We start from the raw sequence: 13927 nt of genomic DNA, 5'->3' as shown, positions 1-13927 counted from the left end.
TATCAACCCGTTTTATGTCGGTATCGCCAATTTGCAGCATGCGATGGCGGGCCTAACCTTGTCCAGAAAGATACAGACCAATCTGCGGAAAGGACGGTCCGGCCATGAGCAAGCGCGCGATCATCGTTGTCGATCTTCAGAACGACTATTTTGTTTCCGGCAGGCTGCCGCTGGTCGGGATCGACGCGGCCGCGGCCAACGCGGCGCGGGTCATCGCTGCTGCCCGTGCCAGCGGCGATCCGGTCATTCACATCAGGCATGAATTCGTGCGGCCGGATGCGCCGTTCTTTGTCGCGGGATCGGATGGCGCGCAAATCCATGGGTCCGTCCAGCCGGCCGACGGCGAGACGGTGATCGTGAAGAACTATCCCAACTCGTTTCGCGACACTCCGCTCAAGCAGGCGCTCGATGCGAAAGCCATCGAGGACGTCGTGATCGTGGGCGCAATGAGCCATATGTGCATCGACGCGACGGCTCGCGCGGCGGCGGATTTCGGCTACAAGGCCACCGTCGTGCACGACGCCTGCGCGACGCGCGAACTTGCGTTCGGCGGCGTCAACGTTCCCGCCGCGCAGGTCCACGCTGCCTTCATGGCCGCGCTGGGGTCGTCATATGGCATGCTGGTGAGCACGGCGGATTATCTCCCGCGCTAATCCGCTCCCGCGCCGAAGCGTTCGACCAGGAAGTCGATGAACAGCCGCACCTTCACCGAAAGGTGCCTGGTCGGAGGATAGATCGCGTAGAGCGTCAGCGGCGGTGCGTGATAGTCCGAAAGGATGGTCTTCAGCGTTCCGGTGTGGAGCGCATCGCCGGCGATGAAGGTCGGGATCAGCGCAATGCCGTGCCCCTTCACGGCGACGTCGCGCAGCACCTCTGCGTTGTTCGCGCACAGCGACCAGGATGGCTGGATCCAGTGATCGCCATCCGCACCCGTCAGCTTCCATTGGTTGCCGGTGAGCAGAAAGCCGTAAGTCAGCGCGACATGCTCGCGAAGATCGCGCGGATGGGTCGGCGTGCCGTGCTCGGTCAGGTAATCCGGCGAGGCGCAGACGATGCGGTCGACCGGCACGATCCTGCGCGCGATCAGGCTCGATGATTCCAGCTCCGCGATCCGTAAGGTGACGTCGAAGCCGTCCTGCACAGGGTCGAGCAGGTCGTCGCTCAGGACGAGCTGAAGCTGGATCTTCGGATATTTCCCCATGAAGTCCGCGACCGCCGGTCCGAGCCGCAACGTGCCGAACGACATCGGCGCGTTGACGCGAAGCAGTCCGTGCGGCGCCGATTGCGCCTGCGACACCGCCTGATCCGCCGCGTCGAGTTCGGACAGGATCGAGAGCGCGCGCTCGAAATACATCTGGCCGCTCTCATTGGTGCTGACATGGCGGGTGGTGCGGTTGAGGAGCTGCACGCCCAGGCTCTCTTCGAGCTCGGCCACATACTTGCTGACGGCGGAGCGGGAGAGGCGAAGCTGTCGGCCGGCCTCGGCGAAACTGCCGGTCTCCACGACCTTCACGAACGCCCGCAAGCTCGCGACCTTGTCCATCTTGCCTCCGCCGATTGTCCTCAATTCGTAGACAGTGGCGCCATGAAAGCATGGATTGTTCTCGGAACATAGCGGGCCGATATTGCGCTCGACGAGCCCGATCGGGTTCCCGAATTAACCAGGAGAGACCAATGTCTGGCATCCATCATGTCACCGCTTTCGCCGGCAACCCGCTGAAGAATTTCGACTTCTACACGCGCGACCTCGGCCTGCGGTTCGTCAAGAAGACCGTCAATTTCGACGATCCCACGACCTATCATTTCTACTACGGCGACGAGGTCGGTCATCCCGGCACCATCCTGACGTTCTTCCCGTGGGAGGGCGCCCCCGCCGGCCGTCGTGGCGTCGGCGAGACCCATCAGACCGCTTTCCGCGTGCCGGCGCGCTCGCTCGGCTATTGGGTGCAGCGCTTCGTCGAGAAGGGCATCCCACATCAGCCGCTGGAGAAGCGGTTTGGTGAGTCGGTGCTGCCGTTCACCGATCCCGATGGCATGGCGCTCGCTGTCGTCGGCGTTGCCGGCGCGGAAGATGAGCCGGCCTGGAGCAATGGCGACGTCCCAGCCGAGCACGCGATCCGCGGCTTCCACGGCGTGACCTTGCTGCTCGAGACTGCCGAGAAGACCGCGGCCATCCTGACCGATGTGTTCGGCTTCCGCGAGGTCGCGCGCGAGGGTTCGGTGATCCGCTTCGCTGCTCCCGGTGACGCCCAAGGGGGCATCGTCGACATCTACGAGGCCAAGGGCTTCCTGCGCGGTCATCAGGGCGTCGGCTCGGTGCATCACATCGCGTTCCGCGCGGCTGACGATGCGGAGCAGGGGCAGATGGCGCAGAAGCTGGTCTCGGCGCACGGCCTGCATCCGACCGAGCAGAAGGATCGGAACTACTTCCGCTCGATCTACTTTCGCGAGCCCGGCGGCGTGCTGTTCGAGATCGCGACCGACATTCCGGGCTTTGCGGTGGATGAGCCCGTCGAGAGCCTCGGCCACACCTTGAAGCTGCCGGCGTTCCTCGAGCGGCATCGCAAGGAGATCGAAAGCGTGCTGCCTGATTTGGGAGAAGTCGCATGACGAACGAGACACCCTTCGTGTATCGCTTCGTGCCGGCGGAAGGGGCGGGCGCTCCGCCCCTCCTGCTGCTCCACGGCACCGGCGGCGACGAGAACGACCTGCTGGATCTCGGCAAGATGTTGTCGCCGGATTCGGCGCTGCTGTCGCCGCGCGGCCGCGTGCTGGAGAATGGGATGCCGCGCTTCTTCCGCCGTCTTGCGGAAGGGGTGTTCGATGAGGACGACATTCGGCGGCGTGCCGCCGAACTGGCCGACTTCGTTGACGCGATGCGGCGGCGTCTCGGCATCGGCGCGCCAGTGGCGGTCGGCTATTCCAACGGTGCCAACATCGCCGCAGCCATGATGCTGCTTCGTCCCGGCACGCTTTCGGGCGCGATACTGCTGCGCGCGATGGTGCCGCTGTCCGATCCACCGCGCCCCGACCTGGCCGGCGCGCCGGTATTGGTCGCGGCGGGACAGATGGACCCGATCGTAACGGCCTCCAACTCGGCGAAGCTGGCTGAGATACTGGGCGATGCCGGCGCCGATGTCACGCATCGGACCCTGCCGGCCGGACACCAGCTCTCGCAGGCGGACCTCGTGCTCACGCGCGAGTGGCTGGAGCGGGTGAAGAAGCGGACGCTTCAGTCCACGTAGAGCGTTTTCGAGCGAAGTGGACACCGGTTCGCGTGAAGAAAACGCGTCAAAACAAAAACCTAGAATGCGGGCGCCGCCTCAAGCGGCGCCCGTATTTTTCTGCAGATAGTCGCCCGCAAAAGCGAGGTACCACTCCAGGCAACCCGGATTGGCCATCGCATCCTTGTTGATGACCTTCTCGATCGGATGGCCGAGCAGCAGCTTCTTGATCGGCAGCTCCTGCTTCTTGCCCGATAGCGTGCGCGGGATTTCGGGCGCCTGGAATATCTCGTTGGGAAGGAAGCGGCGGGACAGGCCGGCTTCGATCGCCTTGTTGATCCTTGCCTTCATCGCCTCGTCGAGCGCGATGCCGTCGCGCAGCACCACGAACAGCGGCATGTAGCTTTCGCGCCCGAGATATTCGAGGTCGACGACCATCGAATCCAGGATCTCCGGCAGCGCCTCGATCGCCGAGTAAAGTTCGCTCGTCCCCATGCGCAGGCCGTGCCGGTTGATGGTGGCGTCGCTCCGGCCATAGATCACGCAGGAACCGTCGGCGGCGACCTTCAGCCAGTCGCCATGCCGCCACACCGGGCCGCGTCCGCTGCCGTCGAAATTATCCGGATAGGTCTCGAAATAGCTGGCGCGGTAGCGCGTATCACCAGGATCGCTCCAGAAACGCAGCGGCATCGACGGCAGCGGCTCGGTGCAGACGAGTTCGCCGACCTCGTCGATCACGGGCCGTCCCTGCTCGTTGAATGCCTCCACGGCGCAGCCCAGTATCCGGCATTGCATCGTGCCCGGCGTCTGCGGCAATTCCCTGTTGCCGCCGATGAAGGCGCCGGCGAAGTCGGTGCCGCCGGAAATGTTCGCCCACCACATGTCCGCCTGCGCGGCGTTGCCATTGACCTTTGAGAGCGCGGCGAAGCGCTCGTTGAACCAGGCTTGCGTGTCGGCGCTGAGCGGCGATCCGGTCGAGCCGAGCGCGCGCAGGTGTGAGAGGTCGCCGACGGCGGCGAGATCGATCTCGGCTTTGGTGCAGTTGGCAAAGAACGCTGCGCCCGCGCCGAACACTGTCACCTGCGCGTCGGCCACGAAGCGCCACAGCGTGGTCCAGTCCGGCTTGTCCTTGGAGCCGCCGGGGCTGCCGTCGAAGATGCAGCAGGTGGTGCCGCCCAGGAGCGCATTGACCTGGCAGTTCCACATGATCCAGCCGGTCGAGCTGTACCAATGGAAGCGTTCGCCAAACGAGTTCGGCTGGTAGCTGCAGCCGATATCGTTGTGCAGCGTGTTCAGCGGCAGCACCACGATGATGATGCCGCCATGGCTGTGCACGATCGGCTTCGGCAAGCCGGTGGTACCGCTGGAATAGACGATCCAGAGCGGATGATCGAACGGCAGCCACACCGGCTCGAACGTATCGATCGCGGGACTGCGGCGGGCGAAGATCGCTGATAGCAGCGGATCGGCCGTCTCGGCGCTCTCCGCGTCGCTGTGCAGGATGAAATGCTTGACCGTTGGCAGCGAGCGCCGGAGCTCATCGACCACGGTGCGGCGGTCATGCCGCCGGCCTGCATAGGTGACGGCATCGCAGGCGATCAGCACTTTCGGTTCGATCTGCTTGAAGCGATCAATCACCGCCGGCGCCGCCATGTCGGGCGCGCACACGCTCCAGATCGCGCCCAAGCTCGCAGTGGCGAGGAAGGCGATGATGGTCTCGGGGATATTGGGCAGATAGGCCGCGACGCGGTCGCCGGGCTTGACGCCTTTTTCCCGTAGATGAACCGCAAGCGCGGCCGCCTGTCGCCGCAGTTCGGGCCAGCTCGTCGCTTTCAGCACGCCATCTTCGCCGCTGCTCACGATCGCCGCCAGGCCCGCGGCATCGGCGGCTTCGACGTGCCGGAACACCTGCTGGGCGTAATTGACGGAGGCACCGGGAAACCAGAGCGCGCCCGGCATCTTCCGTTCCGCCAGCACCGCGCGGTGCGGCGTCGGCGAGCGCAGGTCGAAATAGTCCCAGATGCTCTGCCAGTAGGCGTCGAGGTCGCGCACCGACCACTGGCGCATGTCCTCAAAGCTGGAAAAGCTCAGGCCGCGCTGCTCCTGCAGCCAGCGGCGATAAAGGGCGATCTGCGGAACGTGAGGTGCGGCCATTGCTCTTCGACTTGCATCGCGGCGGGGAGCGCCGCTCGAACGAAGGCCTAGCATAACGGAACCCGCGCGGGAATGTCATCGCCCGGCGCCGGACAGATGCCAGCGATGGCGTTAGCCCCGCGCGAAAACCAACAGCCCGTTCGCCGGGATCGTCACTGCGGCGGACGCGGGCAAGCCGTGCAGCGGAGGGCCGTCGGCGTGCACGCTGCCATCGGCGGTGACGGTCACCTCACGGTCGTAGATGTCGCTGTTGAACATCTCGCGCCAGCGGCCCGCGACGGGAAAGCCGATCGCGTAGTTGTGGAACGGGCTTTCGTTCAGGCTGCAGACCACCACGACATCGCCGCCGTCGCCCTCGACCCAGCGCTGGAACGCCAGCACGCGGTTGTCGTCGTGGACGTGGATGACGGCGCAACCTTCGCCGCGCAGCCCCGGCGTCCTCAGGCGCAGGCCGATCAGCTCGCGCGCAAAGCGCACGAAGCCGGCCATCACCTCATCGCCACGGTCGAACGCCGCCCAGTCGATTTCGGTATCCGTGCTCGGCGTGTCGCTCCATGGCTTCGACCCCAGCATCTCCTGGCCCATGAACAGCATGGGAATGCCCGGCGCGGTCAGCAGGAGGCCAAGCGCGACGCGGCTGCGGCTGCGCGCATACCAGGAGCGCGGATTGCTGCCGTCGGCGAGCGCCGCGATCCGTTCGTCGCGTCCCGTATAGACGATGTCGTGGTTCTCGATCGCATGCACCGCGCGCCAGCGGCTACCCAGGCTGATCGCGGCGATCGCGTCTGCGATCGGGGACATCGGCACGCGTGCGTTGGCGCCCTGTGAGGCGCTCGCGATCGCCGCCCGCACGCTGTTGCGGATGCCGTCGCTCCAGGTGGCGTCGAAGCCCGCGCCGCCCTCGCTGCGATCCTTCACGATCCACGCATTGACCGGCCAATATTCGGCGATCTGGATCGCCTCGGGTTTTTGCGCGCGCAATGTCGAGGTCAGGTCCTGGCAGGTGCCCCAGCCGCCGAAGCGATCGATCACGCTGACTTCGTCGAAACGGAAGCCGTCGATCCGATACTCCTCATAAAGGAATGTGGCGTTGTCGATCAGGAACTGTTTGACGCCATCGTTCCAGAACGCGAACACCAGGCCGCCCGCCCAGCCCTTGTCGGTGAAATAGAGGCTGTTGTTGTTGTCGCCGGGCAGGTGGCGATCGAGGAACCACATGCTCTTGTCGTCGAACCCGCCGCCGGCATGGTTGTAAACGACGTCGAAGATCACGGCGATGCCATGGACATGGCAGACGTCGATCAGCGCGCGAAGCTGGTCGTCGCTGTGCCTGAGGGTGTCGACGCCGGGATAGGGCGCGTGGCCGGCCGCCTGGAGGATCGCGTTGGTGTGATGCAAATAGCGGCCGAGCTTTGCCTCGTCGGCCTCGGCATATTGGTTCTCCGGGCTATAGAGATCGACTCCGTTATAGCCCATGCTGAACGTGGTCGGGAATTCCTGGATCGGTAGCAGCTCGATGGCGTTGACGCCGAGCGCGGCGAGGTGCGGCACGCGCTCGATCACGTCGAAGAACTTGCCATCCCCGTTGTCCGGATGCGGCGCGAACGTTCCGACGTGAAGCTGATAGACGATGAGGTCGTTGAATGCCGGCGGCACGAAGCGCTCGAGGCGCCAGGGAAATCGCCCGGCATCGCGCAGCACGGAATTGCAGGCCGGAAAGGACGGCTGGACGCTGAGCAGCCGCGCCCGCGGGTCGCGCTTGAAGCCGGACGAGCCGATGCCCTCGACGTAGAACAGGTAAGCGTCGCCGTCCTTCAGGCCGGGCACGAAGCTCGCCCAGTGCCCGCCGCCGATCTCCGACATCAGCGAACCGGCATCCTGCCTCCAATCGTTGAAGTCGCCGGAGACATGGACCGCGCTGGCCCGCGGCGCCCAGACGCGGAATATCGCCCCGCCGGGCACGAGCGTGCCGCCCATCGGAGCGCCGGTGAGGTCCGGCTCAGGCATCTGTCTTCCCCCCTGAACGCGTGGCGCCGGGAGAATGAGCCTGGCGGCAGCGGCCGGCAAGGTTGTCGCCCACCATTATTACGCGGATGCGAAAGCGGGGAGCCTCGGCGGGAGCGGGGCGGCTGCTCTTTGCGGAAAAGAACGGGGAAAGAGGCAACGCGCGGAACCAAGGACCGGTTCGGCGACTTATCCGCGCAGGCTCTCATCGAGGCTCAAGAAAATGAAGCTGCTGCAGCGTCTCTCTCGGCTGTTCTGGCGGCGCCGGGAGCTGCGCCAACCGCCCGTCTTCCCGCAATCCTCCATCGATGCCGACGAATTCGCCCGGCTGTTGTGCAGCCGGCGGGTCGAAGATTTGAAGACGCTGGCCAAGAAGCTGAGCCAGCAGCCGAGGGCGCACGCCTGAGGCCTTGATCGGTCGTGTCCCCGGACTCGCCGCGCCCCAGACGAGCGCGAGGGGTTGTCTGGCATCATTGCGACGAGTGCACGCGACGAAGCGATCCATATCGCGACAAGTAGCACCGTCGATTGCTTCCAACCTTTACCCGCTGAGCTGGGCAAGTCGCCTGCGCTCACAAACGCGGAGAGAGCCGCGCACATCGGGGGTCATCGCCTTGCGTCGAAGGGCCAAAAATTTTTTTGTAGCCTCCCCTTGAAACTGGATCGGCCTTTTCCAAGATTTTTTTCGCCATCCGACGGATGGCGTCCGGACGCCTGATGGGTCTGGACCAGAACGGGCGCCGGTTCTGTCCGGTGCCGCTCGTATCCAACTTGCTCATTGGAGGATTTGGCTATGCGCAGCTACGACTTTGCTCCCCTGTGGCGCTCGACCATCGGCTTCGACCGCCTGTTCGATCTCGTCGACGCAGCGGCACGCACGGGCGAGGACAATTACCCGCCCTACAACATTGAACGGCTTGGTGAAGATCGCTACCAGATATCGCTTGCGCTCGCGGGCTTCTCGCCCGACGAGATCTCGGTGACCGCCGAGAGCAACGTGGTCACAATCGAAGGCAGCAAGTCCGAGAAGGTCGAACATGAATACCTCTATCGCGGTATCTCGGCGCGGCCGTTCAAGCGGCACTTCAATCTCGCCGATTACGTGCAGGTGAAGAGCGCCGCGTTCGACAATGGACTCCTGAAGATCGAACTGGTCCGCGAGGTGCCCGAGGCCATGAAGCCGCGGCGGATCGCCATCGATGGCGCGACGGCAGCCAACGTGCAGCAACTCGAAGCGAAAGCGGCGTAACGCGTTCGCGACGCAGACGGATGCCCCGCCCGGTGTACCTGCCGGGCGGGACTGTTGACACGTGCCTGAACAAGTAACGGGAGCAACCAATGATCGATCGCACTGACAATATCGTCGATTTGAATGTCATCCTGCACCCGGCATCGGTTTACGACCATCCGCGCGATGTGTTGGCGGATGCCCGGCTGTCGGTGGCGGAAAAGCGCGCCGTGCTGGCGTCATGGGCGTCGGATGCGGCTGCGGTTTCGTCCAATCCGGCGTTGCGTGAACTTCCGGGTGCCAAGAGCGCTGTCAGCATCGACGAGGTACTTGAAGCGCTGTCGGCGCTCGACCCCGATCCATCGGGATCGCCGGGCGGCAAGCCGTACCGGCGGAAATCGACCTCGCGCGTCGCGCTGGCGGCGTAGAGCACGTGAGGGGCTGGGGGATCATGTTCCGGGTATTTGCGAGGAACGGTCCCGGCGGCGTCTCCGTCATCCTCGCGACGGCGGCGGCGGCGCAGCGAAAGATGGAGGAGTTTCGCGACGACGGGTTCCTCACGGTCTCGGTGCTCGATGCATCCGGGGCCACGATCAACGAAGCCGAGCTGACCGCCATGGCGCAAGCTGAGAGCAAGGGTGCGTTGCCATGAAGCGTGACGCGCCCTCGCTGGCGCCACGCCGAGACGGACAATCAACTATTGCTAATTATTGCGCCTTCTCGTGCGCGGCCATGCCGACGGCCTTGTAATCATAGGTCGGATAGAATTCGGTGCGATAGGCGCCCCAGGCCTTGTCCTCCAGCACGCGGTTGACCTCGCGGAGCCGCGATGCCGGCAGCCGCAGCGTCACCACCTGGCCGATGCCCATCATCACATACCAGCTCACGACCTCGACGCCCGCGGGCGGAAAGGCCTTGTAGTAGCCCTGCTTCTCGAGCTGTGCGTTGAGTTCGCTGAGTGGGCGCGACTGATCGTGCTTCAGGAACACCGTGATCATCACCGCATTGTCGGCGGTCGACGGCGCCGCGCTCTCCGCGGGCGCGGTCTGCGCATTCGCAGCCGATGCGAACGCCAAGGCGCACGCAAGTGTCGCCATCGCAAGCCACGATCCGGTTACTCGCGCCATCACGGTCTCCCTTCATTGTTGTGAAGATCGAGATCGCGATCATCGCGATGCCGGTGAAAGCTGTAAATCGCAAACCTCGGTGCGAGGCGCCGCGCATCGATCACAAATCATGCAGCAATGCACTGTAGCGGGTTGACTTCTCGCGCATGCATCGCGCGCCGACCTCATGTTCGTGTCATGTCAGTGCAAGCGCCGCGTGGTCGTCGACAGGCCCGCATAAGCGTCCTCTGGAAAGCTCTCGAACCAGCGCATCGATGGTGCGCTGCCATTCGCGTCATCGGTGATTCGCTGCGCGTTCGGGAACCGCCACATGGAACTCACAAAGATGCTCGTGAAAGTACGCCATTCCGCCACAATTTCAGTATTTTCCCGATGAGTAGAAATACTGAGATTTGCCACATTCCTGCGAGAATTGTTGCAAACTCTAGGCGCGTCTGCCTCTATTTCCTTGTGAGCTGGCAACACATGGTCGCGTTCTCAGTATTCCTACTGAGTGCCGAGTTAACGCGGGAACAGCCTTAGGGTCGCTAGATCGGTCGCATGACACAGCACGAGCATCGAGCCGACGGGTCACATCTGTCGAAGTGGATGGAAGACCGCGCCCCATTCGAGAGCAATCGTGAGATTGTGGAACTCGCCGCACAGCGTGCGCGCGCTACGGAAGAGGCGGGCGCTGCGATCGCGCGCCAGTTCAACGGTCCGATGACGGCGCTCCTGCTCTACATGAACGAGATCAAGCAGCACAGTCATCAGTTCGCGCATTCGCCGGCAGCCCGAATCTACCTGCAGCAGGTGGTCGAGAACGCCCTGCAGCAGACCGAGCGCGTCTGCGCGATGCTGAAGCAGATTTCGGAGATTCATCCGGGATCCGCTCCCGTTATCGATCAGAAGGCGGGATGGGACAGTCCGCCTGCGCGCATCAAGGACGAAAGCCCGCCGCCGAAGGTGACGGTTGTATCCAAGGCCGGCCAGAAGCCGCTGACGAGGCGCGAGCGCGAGGTGCTCCGTCTCATCAGCGAGGGCTATTCGAACAAGCAAGGCGCGCTGCGCATGAAGATCAGCCCGCGGACATTCGAAAGCCATCGCGCCGAAGCGATGCGCAAGCTCGGCGCACGCAACACCGCCGATCTCGTCCGCAAGGCGCTGATGCAGTCGTCCTGAGCCCTGGAAGCGTTTTCGAGCGAAGCGGGCACAGGCCCGCGTCGCAATCAAGTTTACGCAGATTCCGTAGACCTATCTGCGCAGAAAACACGTCAAGACAGGAATCTACAGCTTCGGTTCTGATTCAATCAGAACCGAATTCGCGCTGGGCGCGCGACGGCCGCCGGGCACGGCCTATGCCTGCGGCAGGTCGAAGCAGTAAAGCGCAACAAAGCACGATGCGCTTGCGCCGAGCTTGCGCTTGAGCAAACAACGATTCGATTCAAATTGATAAGGAAGCGCCGGCGTAATCCGGGGCCGCTGGTCGACATCGGCACAGATCTCCCGGCTTACGCATTCGCGTCACCGGGCTACGAGGTGCTTCAGATGTAATCTTCCGCGAAGGTGCGGATGCGCGGGGCTGGCCGCAGGTTTACCGCGGCAGGCTTCGGCGTTTCCGGGATGATCGTGATGGTCCAGGCCGCCGGAACGCGCGACTTGTTTTCCACGATGGATCGAACGCGGCCCGTGACCGTCGCGCCGGCCGAATGCGCGGTTGCGGTCCTGCCGTTGAACTGTGCGATCCGAAAACGCCTGGCTTCCTTCTGGTCCGTCGTTTCGAACGTGAACATGTCAGCTCTCCCGTGTGCACTCCGATTATCGCGGGTTAAGCTTAGCCGTCCGTGAAAATTGAGAGCCGTAGAGGTACGGCCGGGTTTCCACGCGGGAAGCGAGCGCGCGGTCGCGCTTATGGCGTAACCGATTCGTACCCCTGAATCAGGCGGGTGTATTGGGCTTTCACCGTCGCGTAGCATTCGCAAGAGGTCTTCATCAGGCCGTCGAGATTGGTGATCTCGATATGGCCTCGGCTGTAGTGGATGAAATCCGCCTGCTGAAGCGTGTGCGCCACCAGCGAGACGCTGTTGCGGCGCGCGCCGATCATCTGCGCCATCGCTTCCTGCGTCAGCACGATCTTGTCGCTTCCGGACAGGTCGCGGGTGTGCAGGAGGCATCGTGCGAGCCGCGATTCCACGGGATGCGAAGCGTTGCAGCCGGCGGTCTGCTGGACCTGCGCATCGACCGCAAGCCCGTGCCGCGCCAGCGCGTAGCGCAACGTCGCGCTGCGGTCGGCGGCGAGGCGAAGCTGCTCGAGCTCGATGGTCGAAGCGATGCCGGGCACCACCACCACCGCGCAGTTCAGCGCGGTCGCGTCCCCCAGCGCGGCGAACGCGCCGAAGATGCTGTCGCGCCCGACCAAGGCGATCTGCACGTGCTCGCCGCGCGCGAGCTTCACGACCAGGGAAATCGCACCCCTCTGCGGCAGGTAGGCTCGCTTGAGCACTTCATCGACCTCGACCAGGACCATGTCCTGGATGAGATCGACTGTGCGCAGATGGGGGCGGATCAGTTCGAAATCGGATGCCGACAGCGCGGACAAGAATCCGTTCAGCGAACGAGGAACCGAATCCAAAGCAGTCTCCTGCCTCATTGCTAGAGCGTATCTCGGCCTGGCAGCTGACACACGCTGACCGAGTTGCAAGATGGCCTTGCCGCGCATCGCGGGCAAGGAAAACCTGTCCATTTGACTGATGTCGTTTGATACTCGTCGGCGACTGTGGCCTCAGCGACGCAGGTTCCGCTGCTTAGAGCGTTTTCGAGCGAAGCGGAGACCGGTTCGCGTGAAGAAAACGCGTCAGAACAAGAATCTGGAGCTTCGGTTCTGATTCCATCAGAACCGAAAGTGCTCCAGAGGCTTCTCATTCCGTCTTGAGCAGTCGACCGCATTGCGTCCTCACCACGGCGTAGCACTCACAGGCGGTTTTCTGCAGACCTTCGAGATCGATGATTTCGATATTCCCGCGGCTGTAGCGGATCAGCCCAGCCTCCTGGAATGCGTGTGCCACGATCGAAATGGCATTGCGCCGGACGCCGAGCAACTGCGACAGACATTCCTGCGTCAACGGGAGTGGTTCTCCGCCGCACAACTCTCGCGCGTGCAGCAGCCAGCGTGACAGCCGGGATTCGACCGTGTGAGATGCATGACATGTCGCGGCTTGCTGGGCCTGCACGGACAGCGCCTGCTGGTGCCTGACCAGAACTTGCCGCAGAGTGCCGCTCGCCTCCATCGCGGCGCGCAGGCGATCGGTTGCGAGAACCGAGGCGATGCCTGGTATGATGACGACGGCATCCGCCAGCGATGGTCCGTCATGGAGCACGGCAGTGCCGCCGACAATGCTGTCGCGTCCAATCTTGGCGACTTCGACGGTTTCACCTTCCGTGAAGCCGACGATCAGTGAAACCACACCGCTATGCGGCAGATAGACATCGCCGATCGGCGCACCGGCCTCGAACAGCACGGCGTCTTTCGTCAGCTCGACGATTGCGAGATGCGGCCGCAGCAACTCGATTTCCGCCGCTGGCAGAGTCTGCAACAGATGATTGGACGGACGCGATGATCCAGACATTCCCTCTCCTGCCGAAAGGCGGGAGCTCACCGTCTCGCGTCACCTACTCATGGCATGTCGGATAGCGCGAAGAATAGCTTTCCCTCACGATTGCACAAGAGCTACACGCGCGTGGCTATACACCTTACCGGGCAGATAGACGTTTTCGTTTGCGACCGAACCAAAAATCGCGCGCTGATTCGTGCGAGGTGGGACAAGCGATCAACGGCGAAACGGCTGTGCGAATGGCGGCCCTGTGTGTATGCGAAATACCACGCACGATCGAAAGGAACTTGTTCGCGCAACGTGGCTGTCTTCTCCGACGAGACGAGCACGAAACATTCCAAATCCATCACGCTCGCTTTGTCTGTCGACGACGAGAGTTGCTGCTGTGCGATCCGCGATCGCAATCCATCATGCGTGCTGCTGTTTCGATCTGCGCGTTCACACTTGCGATCATCTCAGTAGAACTACTGAGAAATGCGTCCGCGCGCGGAGTTTCTGGGTATTTGTACTGAGGAGCGATTTAACGAACGGGTAGCGCCGCCGGAACAGTGTGGCACGGTCGCCGGAGTGAAGTTTCCGGCGGCTGCGTCAATCGTGTGT

At 63.4% G+C, this 13927-nt stretch carries 15 protein-coding genes; 8 read left to right on the top strand and 7 right to left on the bottom strand.

Annotation, left to right across the window (positions count from 1 at the left end; genetic code table 11):
- The first annotated feature begins 104 nt into the window (after nt 1–104).
- Nucleotides 105–653 (top strand): cysteine hydrolase family protein, encoded by a 549-nt coding sequence (locus YY7_RS0105810; RefSeq protein WP_028162404.1) that lies wholly within the window; start codon nt 105–107, stop codon nt 651–653.
- Here YY7_RS0105810 and YY7_RS0105805 read toward each other — a convergent pair.
- Nucleotides 650–1543, bottom strand: a complete 894-nt coding sequence (locus YY7_RS0105805) for a LysR family transcriptional regulator (RefSeq protein ID WP_028162403.1) — start codon at nt 1541–1543, stop codon at nt 650–652. The two genes, YY7_RS0105810 and YY7_RS0105805, sit on opposite strands and share 4 nt — an antisense overlap.
- A gap of 131 nt (nt 1544–1674) precedes the next feature.
- Here YY7_RS0105805 and YY7_RS0105800 point away from each other — a divergent pair, with 131 nt between their 5' ends.
- Complete coding sequence (locus YY7_RS0105800; protein ID WP_028162402.1) at nt 1675–2610, top strand: ring-cleaving dioxygenase; 936 nt, start codon at nt 1675–1677, stop codon at nt 2608–2610.
- Nucleotides 2607–3245 (top strand): alpha/beta hydrolase, encoded by a 639-nt coding sequence (locus tag YY7_RS0105795; RefSeq protein WP_028162401.1) that lies wholly within the window; start codon nt 2607–2609, stop codon nt 3243–3245. The genes YY7_RS0105800 and YY7_RS0105795 overlap by 4 nt, the downstream gene beginning before the upstream one ends.
- 78 nt (nt 3246–3323) lie before the next feature.
- Here YY7_RS0105795 and YY7_RS0105790 read toward each other — a convergent pair whose 3' ends face one another.
- Nucleotides 3324–5378 (bottom strand): acetoacetate--CoA ligase, encoded by a 2055-nt coding sequence (locus YY7_RS0105790; RefSeq protein ID WP_028162400.1) that lies wholly within the window; start codon nt 5376–5378, stop codon nt 3324–3326.
- Between the two features lie 111 nt (nt 5379–5489).
- Nucleotides 5490–7385, bottom strand: a complete 1896-nt coding sequence (locus YY7_RS0105785; RefSeq protein ID WP_035689390.1) for an alpha amylase C-terminal domain-containing protein — start codon at nt 7383–7385, stop codon at nt 5490–5492.
- A gap of 220 nt (nt 7386–7605) precedes the next feature.
- On the opposite strand from YY7_RS0105785, the gene YY7_RS0105780 reads away from it, so the two are divergent.
- From YY7_RS0105780 to YY7_RS0105765, 4 genes are all read left to right on the top strand, one after another.
- Nucleotides 7606–7788, top strand: a complete 183-nt coding sequence (locus YY7_RS0105780; RefSeq protein ID WP_028162398.1) for a hypothetical protein — start codon at nt 7606–7608, stop codon at nt 7786–7788.
- Between the two features lie 387 nt (nt 7789–8175).
- Nucleotides 8176–8631: an Hsp20 family protein gene (locus tag YY7_RS0105775; RefSeq protein WP_028162397.1), complete on the top strand. Its 456-nt coding sequence runs from the start codon at nt 8176–8178 to the stop codon at nt 8629–8631.
- A gap of 89 nt (nt 8632–8720) precedes the next feature.
- The gene (locus tag YY7_RS0105770) at nt 8721–9038 is read left to right on the top strand and encodes a hypothetical protein (protein ID WP_028162396.1); all 318 of its coding nucleotides are present in this window, start codon (nt 8721–8723) and stop codon (nt 9036–9038) included.
- A gap of 23 nt (nt 9039–9061) precedes the next feature.
- On the top strand, nt 9062–9262 hold the full coding sequence (locus YY7_RS0105765) for a hypothetical protein (RefSeq protein WP_155255056.1): 201 nt from the start codon (nt 9062–9064) through the stop codon (nt 9260–9262).
- Between the two features lie 55 nt (nt 9263–9317).
- On the opposite strand, the gene YY7_RS0105760 is transcribed toward YY7_RS0105765, so the two are convergent.
- Complete coding sequence (locus tag YY7_RS0105760) at nt 9318–9707, bottom strand: hypothetical protein (RefSeq protein ID WP_245287212.1); 390 nt, start codon at nt 9705–9707, stop codon at nt 9318–9320.
- Nucleotides 9708–10277: 570 nt separating this feature from the next.
- On the opposite strand from YY7_RS0105760, the gene YY7_RS0105745 reads away from it, so the two are divergent.
- Nucleotides 10278–10898 carry a helix-turn-helix transcriptional regulator gene (locus tag YY7_RS0105745; protein WP_028162393.1) on the top strand — a complete coding sequence of 207 codons (621 nt, stop codon included), beginning with the start codon at nt 10278–10280 and terminating at the stop codon, nt 10896–10898.
- Nucleotides 10899–11260: 362 nt separating this feature from the next.
- Here YY7_RS0105745 and YY7_RS0105740 read toward each other — a convergent pair whose 3' ends face one another.
- The 3 genes from YY7_RS0105740 to YY7_RS0105730 all read right to left on the bottom strand — a co-directional run bounded on the left by YY7_RS0105740 (nt 11261) and on the right by YY7_RS0105730 (nt 13342).
- Nucleotides 11261–11509, bottom strand: coding sequence for a hypothetical protein (locus YY7_RS0105740; RefSeq protein WP_028162392.1), 249 nt, complete (start codon nt 11507–11509; stop codon nt 11261–11263).
- A 116-nt stretch (nt 11510–11625) separates the two neighbouring features.
- Nucleotides 11626–12366 (bottom strand): Crp/Fnr family transcriptional regulator, encoded by a 741-nt coding sequence (locus YY7_RS0105735; protein ID WP_155255055.1) that lies wholly within the window; start codon nt 12364–12366, stop codon nt 11626–11628.
- A 268-nt stretch (nt 12367–12634) separates the two neighbouring features.
- A complete protein-coding gene (locus YY7_RS0105730) occupies nt 12635–13342 on the bottom strand; it encodes a Crp/Fnr family transcriptional regulator (protein WP_028162390.1) in 708 nt (235 codons plus the stop codon).
- Nucleotides 13343–13927 lie beyond the last annotated feature (585 nt).

The sequence above is a fragment of the Bradyrhizobium elkanii WSM2783 genome (assembly GCF_000472865.1).
GTDB classification, from domain to species: domain Bacteria; phylum Pseudomonadota; class Alphaproteobacteria; order Rhizobiales; family Xanthobacteraceae; genus Bradyrhizobium; species Bradyrhizobium elkanii_A.
The sequence above is the reverse complement of the archived record's forward strand: the minus strand, read 5'-3'. Positions and strand labels throughout refer to the sequence as shown.